Below are 21,138 nucleotides of genomic sequence, written 5' to 3'. Positions count from 1 at the left end.
GGACCGGCCTGGGTCAAACCCGTCTCCTGGTGAAGTTCGATTACAGGTGGAACAAAGCCGCCCGAGCATCAAGCAGATGAGGAACTCGGGCCTCTGGCCGTCGCCCTTTGCGGCGGACATCGCGTGCAGCGACATAAAGGGATTCATCGTCGGGTGGTCCATGGCCTTAGGCTCCATCCATTGCGGCGGCTCCTGCCTTTTCTCGCCTTGCCTCATCGAAACCGACGGACAGCACGATCTCGCCGTCGCTGCCACGAACCCGAACTGCCCAGCCGTCCTGGAGAGGTTCGGCAGCCGCATCGTCGAGCAGGTCGATCGCCGACCGCAACGCTTCATCATGAACAGCTTCCAGGTTGCGCAATTCCACGCCTTCGAGACGCCTCAAACTGCCACCCTCGCGATATTCGAATGTATAGAGATCCTGGCCCGTATCGCTTGGCGGCTCGATGCCGGGCCGGCCGCCATCCTGTTTCCGCGCCGCAAGTCTTGTGCAGGCGGGCCGCCAAACGCGGCGCACTGAACCATCAACTCTTTGGCACGATCAACAAGGGCGCCGTGGTCAAGCAACCGGTCGGACACGGCCATCGTGACAGAGACCTTTCACCGTCCTCGCCGACAAATTCGACCCTCACAGTTCCGGGGCTGGCATGTATCGCTGTGTCGAGAACTTGCATTCCCGCCTCCTTCTCTTGGTGTCGAGGATGGAAGCTGCCCTAGTCCCGAAAGTTCCCTCCGGGTTTCAAGGAGGGCGGTTGGAACGGCGGGGCCGGATGCGGGTTTAGGTAGCAAAGGAGGCGCCGAATGTCACCTGACGAACGTACACCCGCCGAGGCCCGTGGCGAAATCCAGGCCGGCAGGACGCAAGACAAGACCCCGGGGTTCGATCCGGCGGCAGTGCCGCAGGAAGCGGACGCCGAGGCGGGCGGTGTCTCGACCTCTGCTGCACCGGCTGCGACCCGCAACCCGAACTTCACCAACCAGGCGAGCTTTGCCAACGCGATGCGACCGCCGGAGAACGCGCCCCACCTCAAGCCGCGCAGGAACGGGCCGGTCCTGGTCATCTTGGGGCTGGTTGTCCTGCCCGCGCTCGCCTTCCTGTTCGCCGCAGCCCTCCGCTAGGAATGGAAGGAACATCATTCTCCGTTTCAGGCTTGATAACGCAGAAGGTTGTTGCGATGCCAAGCTTGAGAAGTTTGTTTGGCCATCTGTGGCGTTGGAAAGCACAGCCTACGACGCACCCCTCCCATTGGAACGCCATTGTGCGGATGCTAAGGCTGAGCAATCTTCGACGATCTTGCTTCGCTGAGCACGGGACAGTTCTGCTTCTACGACATTGAAACGCCCCTGACGTTGGCGCGGGTAGCCGAGGACGATTGCGACTATTTTGCCCACCGGCAGATCCCCTATTTCGACGTTTATTTCTCATTTCCCGGCGGACCTACGCTGGAAGCGGAGGACGTTGGCAGCGATTTTGCCGTAGCCCGTTGCGATGCGCCGTCTTGACTTTGGCGAAGAACGCCTCGATGCCCCAGCAGTTTTTGTAGGCGATCTTGTCGTAGATGTGTTGGTGCTTGCCACGGCGCCGCGGCTGGATGACCGGTTCACCACCTTCGAGGATCACATCATGCAGTCGATCGGAATCATAAGCGGTCGGCGATCATTTGGCCTGCAGCAAACCCCTCGGCCAGTCCACAGGCAGGTGCCATGTCGTTTTGATTGCCGGGCCCGATCTCGAAGTGACCGGCAAGCCGAGTGCGCCTACGACGGTGCCGAATCCGCTTCGCGAGCGGCCGAGAGCCTGGGCTGCAAATTCTCCTTTACGCCGGGCCCCCGCAGCCCGGGCGAACAAGAGTCGCGTCAATTCATCAGCCATTCCAGATTTGGATCACTGCTGATCGCTTCGACCAACCGGTCGAACACGCCAGCCTCGATCCAGCGATAGTAACGGCGCTTTGCAAGCAGATAGAAATGGGGCTGGCGGACGAACTATGTCATCCCACCAGCCCCGCGCTGAAACGACAGGCCGCAGTCCGCAAGAGGGGAGGAGTTCCTGCGCAGCGGCCTATCGAGAACCTCAGCGACAACAACTATAGGGCGAAGCTCCTGGTCGCCAACCGGTCGGACGGCTTTTCGTCCATCTGCAACAGTTCATGTTTAGGTTGCTGGTGCCATATGATCTGCCGGATGTCTTCGATATCGACCACCTGATGGCAGATCGGGCAGACGTAGCTGGTCAAATAGCCACGAGATCGGACTGAGGGCGGAAAGCGTGAGCGTGAAGTTGGTGAGCGTCTTACCTTTCCGACCAAACAGCTCACTTTCAATTTGGTGGACCAGGACGTTCCGGCTTCAGCTGTGTTCGACAGCTTGCCGGGCATAGCAAAGCCGTTGCTCGCCGCTCTTTGTGCCCTCGACGAGTCTGATTGCATGTCCCCAAGGAGCCGACAAGGAATGCTTAGCCGTCCAGGCTCTGCATTGGCTAAAAGACATGCTGACCAAGCCGGAAGAAGGCAAGCGCACTAAGACAACGCTGCGTCGCCTATGCCGACGCCAAACACGGCGAGGGTGGCGGCCCCCGAACTCAAATTTCCTTTGTCGAGCGTTCGCTGAGCGTCGCACCGGTTTCAGCATCCAGTGCCACCATGCTGACCTCGTAGCCCCAAAGGTTTCGGATATGGCGCAAGGTCGCGTCGCGGCTTCCGCCCTCGAGCATGATGCCATTCTTCACCGTGTGCTGAAGCCTCAGGCGCCGGTCGCCCAGCAGATCGACGTCAATCACCTGGATGTCGGGCCGGCTCGCGCCCACGTCGTAGGTTTGAGCGAGCGCTGAGCGTATCTTGGCATAGCCACGCTCGTTGTGGATCGAGGCGACTTCGTAGTGCGGCTCGTCGGCGCTGTCGGCCAGCATGAATAGCCGCCATTTCCGGATCAGCGTCGGGCTCAGATATTGGCGGACGAAGGATTCGTCGCGGTGGTTGGCCCAGGCATCGAGCAAGATGTCACGCCAGTCGCCGCGGCCGGCGATGTCGGGGAACCAGTCGCGGTCCTCCGCAGTCGGCGCGGTGGAGATGCGCTGGATATCCTGCATCATGTCCAGACCCAGCGCATAGGGATTGATGCCGGAATAGCGAGGGTCGTCATAGGCCGGCTGGAAGACGACGTTCGAGTGATTGCGCAAGATCTCGAGCATGGCGCCTTCGCTGATGCGGCAACGGTCGAAAAGCGTGTTCATGAGCGTGTAATGCACGAAGGTGGCGCAGCCTTCGTTCATCACCTGGGTTTGCCGCTGCGGATAAAAATACTGCGCAATGATGCGCACGATCCGGATGATCTCGCGCTGCCAAGGCTCAAGGACGAGGCTGTTCTTCTCCAGGAAATAGAGCAGGTTTTCCTCCGGAAGTTTGAGTGATTTCTTCCGCTCTGCAAGGATTTCGTCGGTGGCTTCTGGCTTACTCTTTCCCGGCGAGGGCGGCAGTGTTCGCCAGAGATCGTTGAAGGAACGCTCCTCATATTCGAGGCGCTCGCGCAGCCCTTCGCGCTGCTGTTCCGATGACAGCTTCGGCGGCCGCCGGTAACGGAAGACGCCTTGCTCCATCAGCGCGTGGGCGGAATCCAGGATGGCCTCCACTGCGGTCAGGCCATGCCGTTCCTCACATCGGGCTATGTAGCTCTTGGCAAAATCGAGATAGCTCAGGATGCCACCGGCATCCGTCCATTGGCGGAAGAGATGATTGTTCTTGAAGAAATGGTTGTGGCCCAGGGCTGCGTGCGCGGTCACCAGGGCCTGCAGGGCCATGGTGTTCTCTTCCATCAGGTAGACGATGCAGGGATTAGAATTGATAACCAGTTCGTAGGCCAAGCCGCGCGCGCCCTTGCGGTAGAGAAGTTCGTCGTGGAGGAAACGTTTGCCGAACGACCAATGCCGATACATCAGCGGCATGCCGACGGATGAATAGGCGTCGAGCATCTGCTCGGAAGAGATGACCTCCATCTGTACCGGATAGATGTCGAGTCCAAGCTCTTCGAGGCCGAGCGCCTCGATCTCGTCGTAGACTCGCGCCAGTTTCGCAAAATTCCAGTCCGACCCGGAAAACAGTAGTTCGGACTTACGCGCCTGACTGACCATTGCCGAAGTCCCTCACGCGCTCTTGCGTAGATCAGGCTGCTTGGCGAAGAGTTGGCGGAAAACCGGATAAATGTCGGCCGGGGAGGCAATGCGCCTCATCTGGAAGTTCGGCCATTTGCCGTCGACGGCGTTATAGGCGCGCCAGAGCGATGTCCCGTTCTCGGTCGCGCCGAAAATGTGGCTTTCCCGCTCGTCGATGATTTCCACATAGGCGAAATATTGGCAAAGCCGCATGAGCTTGCGGTCGAGCAGCTCTATGCAGCGCTCGGAATCGGCGGCGAAGTTGTCGCCGTCGGAGGCCTGGGCGGCATAGATGTTCCATTCGGCGACCGGATATCGCTGCTCGATGATGCGGTGCATTTCCTCAAGGGCGGTGGAGACGACGGTCCCGCCGCTTTCAGTGTGGTAGAAGAAGGTATGTTCGTCCACCTCCTGGGCCTCGTGGGTGTGGCGAATGAAGACAATGTCGGTGCGTTCATAGCGCCGGGTCAGGAAAAGGTGCAGTAGCACAAAGAAGCGTTTGGCCAGATCCTTCTCGCGCTCTCCCATCGATCCCGAGACGTCCATCAGGCAGAACATGACCGCGTTCGCATTGGGCACAGGCTGGGGATCGAAGCGATTGAAACGGATGTCGACCGGATCGACATAGGCAATTCGCTTGCGCCGGCGCTCGAGCCGATCTAGTGCCTCGCGCAGGGCGGCGATGCGTTCGCGCACCAGGGCGCTTGCCGGCTTGGCTTCCAGCTCGGCAATGTGGTGGACGATCGCGTCGAGCTCCGCCTGTTTGGGGCGTCTGAGCGCGATGCGCCGCCCGTGGCTGTTTCGCATTGTGCGTCCGACATTTATGTTGGTCGGCGCCCCGCTTGCCGTGAAACCTGCCCGTCTCGGCCTGAAGCTCAGTACCTGCTTGAGGTTGAGCTTGACCAGATCCGGAAGCTCGAGATCCTCGAAGAAAAGGTCGAGCACTTCCTCGCGCGACAGCACGAAACGAAAGTCGTCTTCGGATTCGGCGGTACCCGGCGCCGATCCGTAGCCGCCGCCGCCGCCCGGCCTGGCGATAAGATCACCAGAGCTGAATGTCCGGTTGCCGGGCAGGATGTGCTGACGCCGGCCGCTTTCCTTGTCGTCGCCGAAGGTCGGTTCGCCGGTGCCTTTGCGAGGGATCGGCACCGCATGCTCGCGGCCCAGTTCGGCGATGCCGCCGGTGCGGACCTTGTCGCGGATGCTGCGCTTGAGCTCTTCGCGCGCGCGTCTGAGAAAGCGCTGGCGATTGCCAAGGCTCTTGTCCTTCGGATTCAGGCGGCGGTCGATGAAGATCGGCATGGCACCGTTCGGGCGTCGCTCAACCCGCCTTGTTCACGCGCATGTACCAGTCGACCAGCCGGCGGACCTGCCGCTGGGTATAGCCGCGCTCCACCATCCGCTGCACGAATTCGTTGTGCCGCTTCTCCGTGACGCTGTCCTGCTTGGAGCCGAAGCTGATCACCGGCAGAAGGTCCTCGACTTGGCCGAACATGCGCTTTTCGATGACCTCGCGAAGCTTTTCATAACTCGTCCAGGACGGGTTGCGGCCTTCGTTGCGCGCGCGGGCGCGCAAGGTGAATTTGACAACTTCGTTGCGGAAATCCTTGGGATTGGCGATGCCGGCGGGTTTCTCGACCTGCGACAATTCCTTGTCCAGGACCTCGCGATTGAGGATCTGCCCCGTATCGGGATCCTTGTAGTCCTGATCCTCGATCCAGGCATCGGCGTAGGCGATGTAGCGGTCAAAAAGGTTCTGACCATATTCGCTATAGGATTCCAGATAGGCTTTCTGGATCTCATGACCAATGAACTCGGCATAGCGCGTCGCGAGTTCCGACTTGATGAACTCGAGATAGGCAGTTTCCGTGTCCTTCGGGAATTGCTCGCGCTTGATCGCCTCCTCGAGGATGTACATCAGGTGCACGGGGTCGGCGGCGACCTCCTTGGTGTCGTAGTTGAAGGTCTGCGACAGGATCTTGAAGGCGAAGCGCGTGCTGACACCGGTCATGCCTTCGTCGACGCCCGCGGCATCACGATATTCCTGGACCGACTTGGCCTTCGGGTCGATCTCCTTGAGGTTCTCGCCGTCATAGGCGCGCATCTTGGTGTAGAGCGGCGAATTGTCGTGCTCGGCAAGCCGGGTCGAGACGGTGAAGCGGCTGAGAATGTCCAGCACCTCGGGCGCGCAGGGGCTGTTTGCCAGTGCGCTTTCGCGCAGCAGCTTCTCGTAGATCTGCCTTTCTTCGGTGACGCGAAGGCAATAGGGAACCTTGACCACGAGAATGCGGTCGAGGAAGGCCTCATTGTTCTTGTTGTTCTTGAATTGCTGCCATTCCGATTCGTTGGAATGGGCAACGACGATGCCTTGGTAGGGGAAGGAGCCGAAATTCTCGGTGCCGTTGTAGCTGCCTTCCTGGGTCGCCGTCAGCAGCGGGTGCAGCACCTTGATGGGCGCCTTGAACATCTCGACGAATTCGAGCAGGCCCTGCGTCGTCCGGTTCAGGCCGCCGCTGTAGGAATAGGCATCCGGATCGGACTGGCTGAAGTTCTCCAGCTGCCTGATGTCGACCTTGCCGACCAGGGCCGAGACGTCCTGATTGTTCTCGTCGCCGGGCTCCGTCTTGGCTATGGAAATTTGGCGGAGCCGTGACGGCAACAGCTTGACGACGCTGAATTTCGAGATGTCACCGGACAGTTCGTCCAGGCGCTTGGCCGCCCAGGGCGAGATCAGTCCGTTCAGGCGGCGGCGAGCTATGCCGTATTTGTCTTCCAGCAGATCGCCCATGCGGTCGGGATGGAAAAGGCCGAGCGGCGATTCGAAGACCGGGCTGATCTGGTTGCCGACCTTGAGCGTGTAGATCGGGCGCTGCTCCATCAGCTTCTTCAGCCGTTCGGCGAGCGAGGATTTGCCGCCGCCGACCGGGCCTAGGAGATAGAGGATTTGCTTGCGCTCCTCGAGGCCTTGCGAGGCGTAGCGGAAATATCCGGCTATGCGCTCGATCGTGTCTTCCATTCCGTAGAAGTCGGAAAAGGAGGGATACACTTTGACGGTGCGGTTGGAGAAAATGCGGCCGAGCCGCTCGTCCTTGCTGGTATCAACCAGGTTTGGCTCGCCGATTGCCTCGACCATGCGTTCCGGGGCCGAGGCATACATGGATTTGTCCTCGCGGCAGGCTAACAGATATTGCTGGAGGCTGATCTCTTCCTGGGCCGCGTTGGAATAAATCTCCGAAAACAGATCGAAGACGTCTGATTGATTCTCGCGCATGATGCCTTGCCTCGACAGGCTGCCAATCGGCTCATCCGCCTATTTAACTACCGGAATGCATTGTGGTTCCCTTCACGGGAAGGAGAGTGCATGCAATCCGGCACCACCGCGGCAGACGCCGACTGCGTCGAAAAATGCTCTGGTGCTACCAACACCTGTCAGCGTGGCGAGACCATCGCTTCTGCGCCAGTGCCAGCACGCAACCCGCGCCGAAGTCATGATCGAACGGGTGGGCCGATAGATGCGCGCCAAGAGGCGTTGTGCCAGGCAGAGCTGCAAACGCGCGCCCTTCGACAATTGTCCGCGACCTTCGATTGGCCATCCCACTGTGTCGCGATGAGGACCTCGCCACCCTTTGCCGGCTGTAACGTCTGTGTACTGGCCGCGTGTGGTCAGTGCGAAGGGGTCGGAAGCCTGTCCCGCTGATCAAGGAGGCGATCGCAAACGGCGAGCTCTTCCGTGCCCATGCCTTCGAGCTCGCCTGCGCCAGGAACGACATCGAGCATCGCACCACCAAGGCCAAGCACCCGTGGACCAACGGCCAGGTCGAGAGAATGAACCGGACCATCAAGGACGCTACCGTCAAGCGCTTCTACTAGGAGGGCCACGATCAGCTCCGTCAGCACCTCGCCGACTTCGTCTCGGCCTACAACTTTGCTCGTAGGCTCAAGACCCTCAATGGTCTCACATCCTACGAGTTCATCTGCAAAGCGTGGGCCACACAGCCCGAACGCTTCAGGCTTAATCCGCTCCAGCAAATGCCGGGACTAAACACCTAGTTAGCCGGTCCCGTAGAACGGACCGCCTCCCAGACCACTGAGAGCGCCCGGCATCGAGGATCAAGATAATGATGAGGATCGTGGCCAAACCCATGATGTATTCCTCCGGCACAGCCCGACCGGCTGCCCGGGAGAAACGCTTCGAGGCGTCCTGTTGGTGCCAGAAGCTATGTGAGAGCAATGGCGCGCTTGGGTCCGAAAAATGCGGAAACAAGGTCGCTTGTGCCCCGCCGTCGGGTTCCCGAATCCAGGCAGCGCTCCGGGAAACTGACCCGCGACTGCTTGTTGTTCGTAATAGGAACAGGGCGCTGACGACCCGGCGAACTCCAAAGGAATAACGTAAACGATTTAAACCTTTTTGTATGATGGGCGTTGTTCGTTCTCCAGATCAGGAGACAGTCATGCAGATGAAATCGGAAATCGCCGGCAAGGCGGCCAAGCAGCGTCACATCCAGCGCAACATCGATGCCAAGGACAAATCGAAATCCAAAGCCAAACAACAAGGCGCCATGCAAGCGGGTGCCAGACAATATCCGGAGCCGCCCTTCCCGGAGCAGCACCAGCCAAAGCCTGGGAAAGAGTGGGCGATCGAGCCGGCCCCGCTTTACGACGCGCCTTACTATCTCGGATCAAAAAAGCTCGACGGCAAAGTGGCCCTGATCACCGGCGGCGATTCCGGCATCGGCCGTTCGGTGTCGGTTCTGTTCGCCCGCGAGGGCGCCGACATTGCGATCGTCTATCTGGCCGAGGACAGGGACGCCAGGGCGACAAAGTCCGCCGTCGAGGCGGAGGGACGGCGCTGTATCCTGGTGAAGGCCGACGTCAGCGAACGCGACGAATGCCGCAACGCGGTGGCGCAAACGGTCAAGGCATTCGGCCGCATCGACGTGCTGGTCAACAATGCGGCATTCCAGATTCATTCAAGCGAGTTCGCAGAACTGACCGAAGAGCATTTCGACACGACGCTGAAGACCAACCTCTACGGCTATTTCCATATGGCACAGGAAGCCGTGCCGCATATGAAGCCGGGCTCGGCCATCATCAACACCGGTTCGGTCACCGGCATAGACGGGTCGAAGGCGCTGGTCGACTACTCCATGACCAAGGGCGGCATCCATGCCTTCACCCGCGCCCTTTCCGGCAATCTTCTCGGCAAGGGCATCCGGGTGAACGCGGTTGCACCGGGTCCGGTATGGACCCCGCTCAACCCTTCGGACAAGGAGGCCGGTGACGTTTCAAAGTTCGGCGCGGACACACCGATGAAGCGGCCGGCGCAGCCGGAAGAACTCGCACCGGCCTATGTGTTTCTCGCCTCGCCACATTGCTCGAGCTACATCACCGGCGAGATACTGCCGGTCGTCGGCGGATATTGACAGAGAGGCGATTGCCTCGACTGATCGGCAGTGGTCGGTCGATGTGGCAGGCAGCGACCCGGCGAAAAGTCGGTGATATGTACTTCATAGCCTTGGCGACGGATGGCTCTTGAGCACGCCTTTCACGCGCTGGCCTGTTCTTGGCTAGCAACTATGTCCATCTCGCTGGAACTACCCCAAGCGCCGCCGTGAAGCAGTTCCGGGGAGCCATCGAAGGCTTCGTCTACGATTCCAGGGAGGCTCCGAAGACCACACAGTGCTCATGAGCAAGCATCTGAAAAAAGATGTTCGATCACGTGGCCGCAATGGCTGTCCACGCGGATCAGGGATTTAGGAGTGACAAGTGACACCCGTGAGAACGCTGCTGCTTCGATGAGCCTTTCTAGTCACCCGGCAATATGAGATCCACGAAAACACCCATCTCGGCCTCGCGGGACGTCTGATGCCACAAGTGTCCTGGCCAATTGGTAAGTTCGGCTCAGCCAGGCTTGGCTGATTTCCGGCAGCTGAGAAATCGGTAGATATTTGGAATGAGAACTGGCTTGTCTGGATCGTTTTTGAACCCGTTGAAACACTCGACCTTGGTTGCGGGGGCCAGTTCCCGATAATCAATTGAGATTTAGAGCCGGCAGGTTTCATGCTAATGGAAGACAGGGCCTAAGCATTTCATTGATTCGATGGCCCCTTTCCCTGGTGACCGACGGCACACCCCGTGCCCCCCGCCCGCAGCCGTCGGTTGCCGATTTTGCTCTAGGCGCACCTCTTTTCCCGCACAGCGAGCACACCTAGGGCCACTCCTCCGAATAATTTGATTGCAGGAACTTCCGGACCCAGGCGTAAGTTAGGAACTCACTAACATAAGGATGCACGGGAATGAGGTTCGTCGTCATTAAGATCCGACTGATCAATGGCTGGTGTTCGACCAATTCACCACTCTGCCTGCCCAAGTGGGTAACCGTCTGTTGATCTGGCTTTCGTAAGCATAAGCCGAGTGGCTTGCCTACGAGGTCAGTATCCAAGAGCCGTCGTCGCAGTTGTGTATGGGACCTGGATTTCGTCACCTTCTGTCAAATCATCTCCTCAACTGTCGATCTGCACGGCAAACGGGCAAAAGGATTGCCTTACCGGCCACCTATCTCTCGTCAATATTCCTCCCGATGCCGACGGGAACAGTAAGCCTGGTCCAAGCATCGCTGTAACTCGTTGAACGGTATGATCCAAAGCATCAAGACAGCGGGAAATCGACATAGGCACTGTCAAATTTTCTCGCCAATGGGACTTCCCGATGGTGCCATCGCCGTGCGCATCGAGGCCGCGCTCGCGAAGGCGCTAGCCTATTAAGGCATGCCAGATATTGAGACCGGGGGGGACGAAAAAGCATCCGCCCAAACGCCGCCCCTGACCGAGAGCGTCGCCCGTCGGAAAATGACGTCGCACCTCAGATGAATCGGCTTTCGGAACCGGATGAATACTTCGACAAACGCCAGCAGTATTCCTTCCCCCGCGCCAGACCTCAGCCGAAATGACGGTCGATCGTAGTCAATAACAAATGATGGTTTTCGGCCTTTCCCATGGCTGAATTCTTTTAGGAACAAGTCGTCTCGCATCGAGTTGAGGCTGACCAACCCACCAGGAGATTCGAGACATGGCGACCACGAAAACGGCCTCGAAGAAGGGCCTGAATGAACTTTTTCACGACACGTTGAAGGACATCTATTTCGCTGAGAAGAAGATTCTGGCGATGCTTCCCAAGATGGCCAAGGCGGCGCAAAGCAATGACCTAAAGGCTGCCTTCGAAAAGCATCGCGGCCAGACCGAGGAGCATGTCGCACGCCTCGAGGAGGTGTTCGAGGTGATCGAGAAGAAGCCGGTCGGCAAGACGTGCGCCGCCATTGTGGGCATTGCAGAGGAAGGCGCCGAGATCATGGAAGAATACAAGGGCTCGCCGTCGCTCGATGCCGGCTTGCTGGCGGCGGCGCAAGCGGTCGAGCACTATGAAATCTCGCGCTATGGCACGCTCAGAACCTGGGCCTCCGAGCTCGGTCTTACCGAGGCAGTCAATCTTCTCGACAAGACGCTGGGCGAGGAGAAAGAGACGGACGCCGTGCTCACCGAGCTTGCCGAATCCGCCGTCAACGTCGCCGCCGAAGCGGCCTAGGGCGGAGGCGGAGTCTCCCCTCAACTCTGTCGTCCCCGAGCCCCGACATTCACATCCTTGGAGCTCACGCCTGCAATCGAGATCATGGTATGGAAAAAGCATTCAACCGTATGGCGGAGGCCGTCGCGCACGCCACCGGCAGGCCTTGGGCTTTCGCCCTTTGCCTGGTCTCGGTTCTGATCTGGGCAGCAACCGGGCCGGTTTTTCATTATTCCGAAACCTGGCAGCTCGTCATCAACACCGGCACCACGATCATCACGTTCCTGATGGTGTTCCTGATCCAGAACACCCAGAACCGCGACGGGGCGGCCATTCAGGCCAAGCTCGACGAGCTGATCCGTTCGGGCCGAGCCAAGAACGACTTTATCGGTATCGAGCACCTCACGGAGGCCGAGGTCGACGAGTTCCGGGCCCGCTGCGCCGAAGCAAAGAGAAAGCGTGTGGCCAGGGCCTAAGAGCGGTTTTCGGCGTTTCACGGAAACTCACGGAATCGCCGAACCGCTCTATCTTTGTCTTGACCCAATTCCGGACGGAGGACCGGTTCACACTTTTCCCGGAATTGCTTAAGCATGCGGTGTGACGACACCGCCAATCGGACCACGGATCGGCCACGGTCCGATAGCCGCTTGCGCAAGGTTCGACGGTAGTCTTCCGAAATGATCAACTGCCGGAAGGCTTGGGCCGACTCGTTAAGGGTGACATCGGGTAGGGCATCCAATCGAGGCCTCAACGACGGCACTCACCCGTGAGGGAAGCGTTCCGCAGATCGCCCATGTCCCGCGGAACGTCTGTCGCGATTGATCGGAATCAAAGCCGGCGCAAGAATTCGGCACATTCTGCGAACATGTGGCAGCCAATCGTCACCGCACCATTTTCACGGATTCTGGAACTGGCAGTTCTGGACGAAGAAGGCGCGCACTCGCTTGTGTTTCCGTGTGAGCGAACCGAAATGGGATGGAGGAATGCCATCATCGGGGTTCCAGTCGATATTCACCCGACCCACTGGCGCGATTGGATTGAGCAGAAGCGGCCAGCAAACGATTCACCAGCTGGCGCTGATGACGGGCGAGCTTCAAATTAGAACCTGCCAAAGCTGCGAGATAACAGGTAGGCCGAATGTCTGCCAAATTTGGGGTAAAGGCTGCGGTATTCGGGAGAAATTCTCTGCCGGCACTCACCCGGGCGAGATCGCAGACGCGATCCAAGGCACGGGAACTGGCGAGGGCTCACACCAACTCGGGGGTCAGGGTCGGTGATGTCGCCGATATTCTCGAAGAGGAGAGCTTGGCCGCTGGCATCATTCTGCGACGCGCTCTCCTCGAGAGGTGTCGAGGTGATCAAGACAAGCGGCGACTATCACTTTGATGGCAACTATGCCCGTTTGGCCGAGCAGATCCTGGCTGGTTTCAACAGGAGGGTCGCTGCCAGGATGTAGCGCTCGTCGACAGCACACCGGGCTGGAGTCCGACGCAGCCACGCGGCAAACGCGGCCACGGCATGATCGCAGCACTTCTGTTGCTATTCACATTCGAGCACGGGAAGCAACTCAGCAATGGAAGATTCCGACCGTCGCGGCAGTCGTCAGCATGCGATCATCTCAAGGGAACGCCTGGATAGATTATTCAGCCAACGTTACGAAATATTCATGCAATGGCAATGACGTCGTAATGTGCGCCTCTCTATTCTTTTCAGCACGACGCCCTTTCAGGGCGAGGTTATTGATAGAGGATGCGAAATCATGAAAACCTTCTCCAGTGTATCTTCCAGCACCCGCAAACGCTTGATGGCTACCGCTGCTTCCCTGGCTATTACCGGGGCGATCGGCTTAGGCGCCCTTGCCACGGGTACAGCACCCGTTCTGGCCGATGCCGTACACGTCCAGACCGCGCAGGTCCCCGGCTTCGCCGATCTCGTGGAACGCGTTTCGCCTGCCGTGGTTAGTGTCAGGGTCAAGGCCAAGATTCAGCCGACGGCCGACAATGGCTCCGACTGGGGTTCCGAGGGAATGGACAATCTTCCCGACAATCCGCAACTGCGACGCTTCTTCAAGGAGTTCCGCGGCTTTGGCGGCCAGGGAGGCCAGCAATTCGGCATGCGGCCTTTCGACCATCGCGACCATGGCGAGCCGCGCCCGATCGCTCAGGGGTCCGGCTTCTTCATCTCCGAGGATGGCTATCTGGTCACCAACAACCACGTCGTGTCGGAAGGCTCTGACTTCAGCGTAGTCACCGACGATGGCAAAGAATTGGACGCCAAGCTCATCGGCGCAGACCCGCGCACCGATCTGGCCGTACTGAAGGTCGACGGCGGCGGCAACAAGTTCACCTATGTCGACTTCGCCGACGACTCCAAAATCCGCATCGGCGACTGGGTGGTCGCCGTAGGCAATCCGTTCGGCCTAGGCGGCACCGTCACCGCAGGCATCGTCTCGGCTCGCGGCCGCGACATTGGGGCCGGTCCCTATGACGACTTCATCCAGATAGACGCCCCGGTCAACCGCGGAAATTCGGGCGGCCCGACCTTCGACCTCAACGGCCAGGTGGTCGGCATCAACACCGCCATCTTCTCGCCCTCGGGCGGCAGTGTCGGCATCGCCTTCGACATCCCGGCCTCGACCGCCAAGCAAGTCGTCCAGGACCTGATGAAGAACGGCTCCGTCCAGCGTGGCTGGCTCGGCGTTGAGATCCAGCCGGTCACCAAGGACATCGGCGAGTCGCTCGGTCTGAAATCTGGCAAGGGTGCGCTGGTATCCAGCGCCCAGGACGCCGGTCCTGGCAAGAAGGCCGGCATCACGGCTGGCGACGTGATCACCCAGGTCGACGGCAAGGACGTCGCGTCGCCGAAGGAACTCGCCCGCATGATCGGCGCCTATGCGCCCGGCAAGTCGGTCGACGTCACCGTCTGGCGCAACGGCAAGAACGAGACGGTCAAGGTCGATCTCGGCACGCTGCCTTCGAGCAACAAGCAGGCCTCGGACGACAACAGCAAGCAGGTGGCCCCCGCCGCCAAGGCTGAGACGTTGACCGATCTGGGCCTCACCGTCACCAAGTCGGATGATGGCAAGGGCTTGGTGGTCACCGATGTCGATCCCGACGGGGCCGCTGCCGACCGCGGCGTCCAGCCCGGCGATGTCATCACCACGATCAATTCGGCCGCGGTGAACAGCACCGACGACGTCACCAAGGCGATGGCCGATGCGATGAAGTCCGGGCGCAAGGCAGTGCTGATGCAGATCACCCGCAACGATAGCAACCGCTTTGTCGCCCTGCCTGTTGCCAAGGGCTGACCCTGGTTCCACAACTGGGGATCAGTTTTGGAGACAGTTTGACCTTCCGGTGCGCCGGTTCCTCGGAGCCGGCGCACCGGAAGGGTGGGTTTCTTGGAGGGCGGAGGGCCGTGAGCAACCCTCACCGTTGAGTGCGGAGTGCTTTTTGCCTGGCCCACCTACCCTGCCAGTACCGCTGTTCTGGCCGAGAAAGAGGCACCTCGAACATGAGCCTGGAAATTGCGATCGGACCGCCGCGGTTGGCACTCAACGACGGCTTTGGCTTCTTGGTCACCGATCAGGATGGCCAGATCACCTGGCCCACACACCAAGGTCTGTATGCCTCGGATACCCGCCTGGTTTCCAGTTGGCAGCTCTATGCCAACGGAGAGCCTTGGGATCTGCTCAACTCCGGGAACATCACCCACTTCGCCGCCAAGATCTATCTCGTAAATCGGCCCTTCAAGACCGAAACCGGTCCAGTAGAGGCCGGTGATCTGGGGCTGACCCTCGGTCGGGCTCTGGGTCACGGTGGGTTGCATGAAGACTTTGACCTGGTGAATCACGGGACAGATTCGGTGCAATTCAATCTGGAGGTCGGCATACGTTGTGACTTCGCCGATCTCTTCGAAGTCGAGGCCGACTCAGTTGTTCGCCGTGGTCGGATCGCCACGAAATGGACGCCCGGAAGCGCGCGCCTTCGCACGTCCTACATCAACCAGGATTTCAGACGGGCTATCACCATCACGGTACACAGAACTCCAACGAAGCCTGTCTATGCCAACGGGAGGGTATCTTTCGACGTCAAGCTCGACCCTGGCGCGACCTGGCATGCTTGCCTGCTCTACGACTTTGGGCAAGGCAGGAAGAGGTCTCGTGCTCCACGCGCTTGCGTCGACAACTGCTTGGGTTCGAAAGCCGCAAAACGGGTCTCCGCCTGGCGCAGCATGGTATGCAAGCTGAGCACCCCGAATGGCGAATTCCAGCAGCTCTACAATCAGGCGATCGAAGACATGGCGGCACTTCGACTGCCGATCGAAGGCACGGACCAGCTCGAGTATGTTCCGGCCGCCGGTTTGCCTTGGTTCATCGGGCTGTTTGGTCGCGACAGTCTGATCGTCTCGCTTCAGAATGCCATTGTTTATCCTGATTTCGCGCGAGGTGCCCTGGATGTTCTAGCTCGCTTCCAGGCCACCTCACTGGACGACTATCGGGATGCGGAGCCGGGCAAGATCATGCATGAGCTTCGTACCGGCGAACTCGCACATTTCAATCTCATTCCACATACACCCTATTATGGCACTGCCGACGCAACGCCCCTCTATCTGATTGTGCTTCACAACGCTTGGCGCTGTACGGGGGATGACAGTTTGATAGAGCGGCACATCGAAACCGCCGAGAGGTGCCTGGATTGGATCGATCGCTATGGCGATCGCGACGGCGATGGGTTCCAGGAATATGGAACGCGCTCAAACGCAGGCTACGAGAACCAAAGCTGGAAGGACGCCGACGATGCCGTCGTCTATCCCGACGGCACTCCGGTCAAGGGACCGAAGGCTCTTTGCGAGTTGCAGGGCTATGTCTACGATGCCTGGCAGCGCATGGCTGAAATCTACGATGCCAGAGGCGACCATGATCGCGCCAGGCAGCTTAGGGCCAAGGCCAAAACGTTGTTCGAACGGTTCAACGACGTGTTCTGGGATCAGGCGTCGGGTTTCTATGCCTTCGCGTTGGATGGGAAGAAGAAACCGGTTCTGAGCGTCACCTCCAATCCCGGTCATTGTCTTTGGTCCGGTATTGTCGCACCCGAGCGGGCCGCCAGGGTGGTGCAGAGATTGATGATGCCCGACATGTGGAGCGGCTGGGGCATCCGGACGCTTTCGGCCGAACATCGAGCCTATAATCCGCATTCTTATCAAAGAGGCTCCGTCTGGCCCCATGACAACGGGCTGATCGCGCTCGGTTTTCGGCGCTATGGATTTTTCAAAGAAGCTGCTCGTATCGCCGGAGACGTGAGCGGTGCAGCGAGCTACTTCATGCAGCATCGCATGCCCGAACTTTACGCCGGGGCGACGCGGACGCCTACGACGTTTCCAGTCCAGTACAAGAGGGCGAACGTTCCGCAGGCATGGGCTGCAGGCTCATGCTTCTCCTTTCTACAGGCGATCGGCGGGATCCAACCGGACGCTGCGAACGGGAGGTTGTACATCGACCCGAAACTGCCCGACTGGATGCCCGAGATGACCTTAAGGGATCTGCGACTGGGGAAGAACCTTCTCCACCTTCGGTTTTGGCGCGCTGGCGCTCACACGCGTTGGGAAGTATGCGATGGGGATGCTTCGCTGGTGGCAACGCGCAGTTCCGCGACAGGCCCGAGCCTGTCAGGCATCTGCCATGCGACCTAATGCATATCCTTCAAAGTGCGCAGTGGTTTTGGAAAAAGATTCCTAAAACCACTGACCCCAAGTAAAAGCATCAGCCCGATAGGGTTGATCGGCTTCCTAAGTGTGCCGCGCCGGGGCGATTACGAGGCCAAAGAGCAGACGGGGGCGCGTAAACCTCACTTCATACGCTGAATCGGTCTGGCGCAAAAGCTTGATAATACACGGGATCGCCTCGCCCGGCGATCAGGTCGGCGACAAGGCGCGCCGTGATCGGCGCCAACGTCAGCCCTAGATGGCCGTGGCCGAACGCATGGACGACGCCTGGGCTACGGCGGGACCGGCCGATGACCGGACGCGAGTCCGGCAGCGACGGCCGGAAGCCCAGCCATTCGGAGGATGGCCGGCCAAGCTCGGGAAAGAATTGCCGCACACCGCGATCCAGCAGCGCCAGCCGGCGCGGATTTGGCGGCGCCACTAGCCCCCCGAGCTCGACCGTACCAGCAATGCGCAGCCTGCCGTCCATCGGCGTCATGTAGAATCCCAGATCGATCGGACACACGGGTCGGTTGAGGAGCGGCGTGTCGGTGGGAAATTCCAGGTGATAGCCGCGCTCGGTTTCCAGCGGGATCCGATCGCCGGCCTGCGTGGCAAGTGCCCGCGAGCGGGCACCAGCCGCGATCACGACCGTCCGCGCGGTGATGCCAAGCCCTGGGCCGCTCAGCCGAACCCCGCTGGCCTCCGCCGAGAGGCTCGCCACGTTCGCTCGCAGCAATTGGACGCCGCGGGCAGTCGCGGCGGCGGCTAGCCGCGCCAGCATGGCTTTCGGATCGCTGACATTGATCGAATCCGGGAAATACAGACCGCGGGCCTCGATGTCCGCCAGCCGCGGCTCCAGGCCCGCCACCTGTTCGGCAGTCAAGACCTCCTGGTGGACGCCAAGTTCCGCACGCAAGGATCGTCCGGCGGCCGCGCCGGCAAAATCGCTCTCATGCCGATAGATGTACAGGCAGCCATTGCGGCGCATCAGGTCCTGCAGGCCAGCCTCCTGCACCATTTCCTCCCAAGCCGGCAAGGGCTTCTGCCAGCAGCCCGGCGAGCGCCAGCGCGTTGGCGCGGGTGGGCTCGGGGAACGACTGCCTGACAAAACGGACCAGCCAAGGCGCAAGCTGGAAAAGTGCTGCCCAGCGCCATGCGAATGGACTGTCGGGATCAAGAAGCAGCTTCGGCAGCGCGCGCAGCACGCCCGGGTTGCCGACCGGCATGCAGGCATATTCGGCGATCGTTCCGGCATTGCCGAACGAAGCGCCGGAACCTGGCTCGTTGGGATCGATGAGCACGACTTCGCGGCCTTCGCCGGCGAGCCGCAACGCCGTCGCCAGGCCGACGACGCCGGCGCCGACAACGGCGATTTCAACGCTGCTGGTTGTCGCCACCTGATATTCCTAGACGAAGCCGGGCAGTTGCAGATGGCCAGCGGCCAGCAATTCGGCCATCGTGGTAAGCGCCGTGCGCAAATCGTCCTGCGATCGCGCCGCGCCGACATTGATGCGCACGCCGTGCTGCACCGGTTCGCGCCCGACCGCGAAGGCGTCGCCGGGTAGAACGGCCACGCCCCGCTCGAGACAGGTGCGGGCGAAACCGGCCCCACGCCAGGGCTCAGGCAGACGCAGCCAGGCATGGGTCGAGGTCGGATGGCTCTGGATGTCGAAGCCCCCGAGGATTTCGCTTAAGACGGCCTGGCGCTGGCGCAATTCCTGCTTCTGGATTTCGATGATGCGCGCTGCCGCGCCTTCCTCGATCAATCTGGCGCCGATCAGCGCCGTCAGCGGGCTGATGCTCCAGCAATTGATACGCAGCGCCGCCGCGACCTGGCCAGCAATGGGACGCGGAGCGATGACGAAGCCGAGACGCAGGCCAGGCGCCAGGCATTTTGACAGCGCGCCGAGATGGATCGTCAGCTCCGGCTCGAGACTGGCGAAAGATGGCGGAGGATCGTCGGCCAGCTGCCGGTAGACGTCGTCCTCGATGATCAGCACATTGTGGCGGCGGGCGACTGCGGCGAGCTCGTGCCGGCGCTCATCGCTCAGCGTAATGGTCGTCGGGTTGTGCAGCGTCGGCACGAGGAAGACCGCGCGCGGACGCAATTGCGCGCAGGCAGCGTCGAAGGCCTCGGGCCGCATCCCGCCGCGGTCCATGGCGACGCCTCGCAGATCCAGCCCGTGCACGCGGCACAGCGCATTAATGCCCTGATAGGTCACCTCGTCGGCCAGCACCACCTCGCCTTGCCTGGCGACTGCGCCGAGCACGCAGTCGAGGCCATGCTGCGCGCCGGCGGCCAGCACAACGCGGCCGGGTTCGCCATCGCCGGCGACGGATTTCAGCCAGTCGGCAATCGCAGCACGCGCCCACAGCGGGCCTTCCGGCGGGTGGTAATCCTGCAGTGCGGCGTAGTGCCGGTCCTTGGACAGGCGCGGCAGCAGTGTCGCCACAGCATCGAGATAGGCGGACGTGGCCGGCCGGTTGACAGAAAGGTCGATGATGCCGCTCTGGTCGCTCGGCGCCGACACGAAGCCGGGCCTTTCGGCGGCGTCGCGGGTGGCGACGGTGGTGCCACGCCCCGGCCGCGCTTCGAGTAGACCCTGCTCCTGCAACGTCGACAGCGCTCGTGTCACGGTGGTGACGTTGATGCCGAGTGCCCGGGCGATCTCGCGCTGCGGCGGCAGACGGTCACCGACCGCCAGCGTGCCGGCGGCAATGCGTTCCGCGATCGCGTCGGCAAGACGGCGGTAGACCGGACTTTCATCCTCGGCGAGGCGGAGATCTTGGAGCATGCGGGAATTCGACTACGGCTGAGGTCTCACTGCTGGCGCATCTAGCATAAGACAATGCTCCGTACAATAGAGCTTGTCTGGTGTGCGACCGCAAGATACCTTGTAAAGGTTATCACACAACCCCACAGAAATCGGCTTGACGGACAAAGTTGTCTACATCTATGGTCCATTTCGAGTTAATTGTGTGACCATACAAGTTCGAGCGACCTGCCCGGAGGCAGGCCGTTCCGGGGAGGCAGAGACATGGATCACAAGCCGTATGTCGAATCGATTGGCCGCATCGGCAGCAATGCCGGGAGCGGCGAGCAATGAGCGCCCGCCGGGTGGCACTGGCGGCCGCCCCCGCGATGGAGGCATCCGCCCCCCAAGCCGGCGCTGCCGGCCGGGGATTGGTGGAATTCGCCGATGTCGAGAAGTCCTATGACGGCCGGACCTTCGCGGTAACGCGGATGAACCTTAGCGTGGCGCGCGGCGAATTCCTGACGTTGCTTGGCCCCTCCGGCTCCGGCAAAACGACGACGCTCAATATGCTGGCCGGCTTCGAGCGGCCGACGCATGGCACGATCGCGTTGGAAGGGCAGCCGGTCGACCGGCTGCCGCCCTACCAACGCAATATCGGCATGGTTTTCCAGAACTACGCACTGTTTCCGCACATGACCGTTGAGGAGAATGTCGGCTTCCCCCTTTCCGTTCGCCAGGTCAGCAAGGCCGACATCGCAACTCGCGTGGGCCGCGCGCTGGATATGGTGCGGCTCAGGCAGTTCGGCGAGCGCCGGCCGGCGCAGCTTTCCGGCGGACAGCAGCAGCGCGTGGCGCTGGCACGCGCGCTGGTGTTCGAGCCGAGCCTGGTGCTGATGGACGAGCCGCTCGGCGCGCTCGACAAGAAATTGCGCGAGCACATGCAGCTCGAAATCAAGCAGATCCACACCA

General features: G+C 60.6%; 12 protein-coding genes and 3 pseudogenes. 9 read left to right on the top strand and 6 right to left on the bottom strand.

Annotation, left to right across the window (positions count from 1 at the left end):
• The first annotated feature begins 46 nt into the window (after window positions 1–46).
• Together CK226_RS33685 and CK226_RS33680 are read left to right on the top strand one after the other, a co-directional pair.
• Window positions 47–520 carry a hypothetical protein gene (locus CK226_RS33685; protein WP_142887723.1) on the top strand — a complete coding sequence of 158 codons (474 nt, stop codon included), beginning with the start codon at window positions 47–49 and terminating at the stop codon, window positions 518–520.
• A gap of 281 nt (window positions 521–801) precedes the next feature.
• Window positions 802–1,119 (top strand): hypothetical protein, encoded by a 318-nt coding sequence (locus CK226_RS33680; protein WP_095789964.1) that lies wholly within the window; start codon window positions 802–804, stop codon window positions 1,117–1,119.
• Window positions 1,120–1,422: 303 nt separating this feature from the next.
• On the opposite strand, the pseudogene CK226_RS35900 reads toward CK226_RS33680, so the two are convergent.
• The 4 genes and pseudogenes from CK226_RS35900 to CK226_RS33655 form a co-directional block, all read right to left on the bottom strand.
• Window positions 1,423–1,953, bottom strand: a pseudogene (locus tag CK226_RS35900) (IS5/IS1182 family transposase); the annotation flags it as partial.
• 628 nt (window positions 1,954–2,581) lie between these two features.
• On the bottom strand, window positions 2,582–4,126 hold the full coding sequence (locus CK226_RS33665) for a SpoVR family protein (protein ID WP_095789965.1): 1,545 nt from the start codon (window positions 4,124–4,126) through the stop codon (window positions 2,582–2,584).
• A gap of 12 nt (window positions 4,127–4,138) precedes the next feature.
• Complete coding sequence (locus CK226_RS33660) at window positions 4,139–5,449, bottom strand: YeaH/YhbH family protein (RefSeq protein WP_095789966.1); 1,311 nt, start codon at window positions 5,447–5,449, stop codon at window positions 4,139–4,141.
• Between the two features lie 19 nt (window positions 5,450–5,468).
• The gene (locus tag CK226_RS33655; protein ID WP_095789967.1) at window positions 5,469–7,418 is read right to left on the bottom strand and encodes a PrkA family serine protein kinase; all 1,950 of its coding nucleotides are present in this window, start codon (window positions 7,416–7,418) and stop codon (window positions 5,469–5,471) included.
• A 464-nt stretch (window positions 7,419–7,882) separates the two neighbouring features.
• Between CK226_RS33655 and CK226_RS33650 the strand changes: the two are divergent.
• The 6 genes and pseudogenes from CK226_RS33650 to CK226_RS33615 form a co-directional block, all read left to right on the top strand.
• Window positions 7,883–8,197 (top strand): annotated as a pseudogene (locus CK226_RS33650) (integrase core domain-containing protein); the annotation flags it as partial.
• A gap of 401 nt (window positions 8,198–8,598) precedes the next feature.
• Window positions 8,599–9,570 (top strand): SDR family oxidoreductase, encoded by a 972-nt coding sequence (locus CK226_RS33640; RefSeq protein ID WP_095794086.1) that lies wholly within the window; start codon window positions 8,599–8,601, stop codon window positions 9,568–9,570.
• Window positions 9,571–11,215: 1,645 nt separating this feature from the next.
• The gene (locus tag CK226_RS33635; protein WP_095789969.1) at window positions 11,216–11,728 is read left to right on the top strand and encodes a ferritin-like domain-containing protein; all 513 of its coding nucleotides are present in this window, start codon (window positions 11,216–11,218) and stop codon (window positions 11,726–11,728) included.
• Window positions 11,729–11,817: 89 nt separating this feature from the next.
• Window positions 11,818–12,183 carry a low affinity iron permease family protein gene (locus tag CK226_RS33630; RefSeq protein ID WP_095789970.1) on the top strand — a complete coding sequence of 122 codons (366 nt, stop codon included), beginning with the start codon at window positions 11,818–11,820 and terminating at the stop codon, window positions 12,181–12,183.
• A gap of 1,283 nt (window positions 12,184–13,466) precedes the next feature.
• A complete protein-coding gene (locus CK226_RS33620) occupies window positions 13,467–15,014 on the top strand; it encodes a Do family serine endopeptidase (RefSeq protein WP_095789972.1) in 1,548 nt (515 codons plus the stop codon).
• Window positions 15,015–15,220: 206 nt separating this feature from the next.
• A complete protein-coding gene (locus CK226_RS33615) occupies window positions 15,221–17,398 on the top strand; it encodes a glycogen debranching N-terminal domain-containing protein (RefSeq protein WP_095794085.1) in 2,178 nt (725 codons plus the stop codon).
• 160 nt (window positions 17,399–17,558) lie between these two features.
• On the opposite strand, the pseudogene CK226_RS33610 reads toward CK226_RS33615, so the two are convergent.
• Window positions 17,559–18,810, bottom strand: a pseudogene (locus tag CK226_RS33610) (FAD-dependent oxidoreductase).
• Window positions 18,811–18,819: 9 nt separating this feature from the next.
• Complete coding sequence (locus CK226_RS33605) at window positions 18,820–20,208, bottom strand: PLP-dependent aminotransferase family protein (protein WP_095794084.1); 1,389 nt, start codon at window positions 20,206–20,208, stop codon at window positions 18,820–18,822.
• Window positions 20,209–20,555: 347 nt separating this feature from the next.
• On the opposite strand from CK226_RS33605, the gene CK226_RS33600 reads away from it, so the two are divergent.
• A partial coding sequence (locus CK226_RS33600; RefSeq protein WP_143750394.1) for an ATP-binding cassette domain-containing protein occupies window positions 20,556–21,138 on the top strand: 583 nt, incomplete at its 3' end.

Source organism: Mesorhizobium sp. WSM4311 (genome assembly GCF_002295115.1).
Lineage (GTDB): Bacteria > Pseudomonadota > Alphaproteobacteria > Rhizobiales > Rhizobiaceae > Mesorhizobium.
Note: the sequence above shows the minus strand (reverse complement) of the source record. Positions and strands in the feature narration are given on the sequence as shown.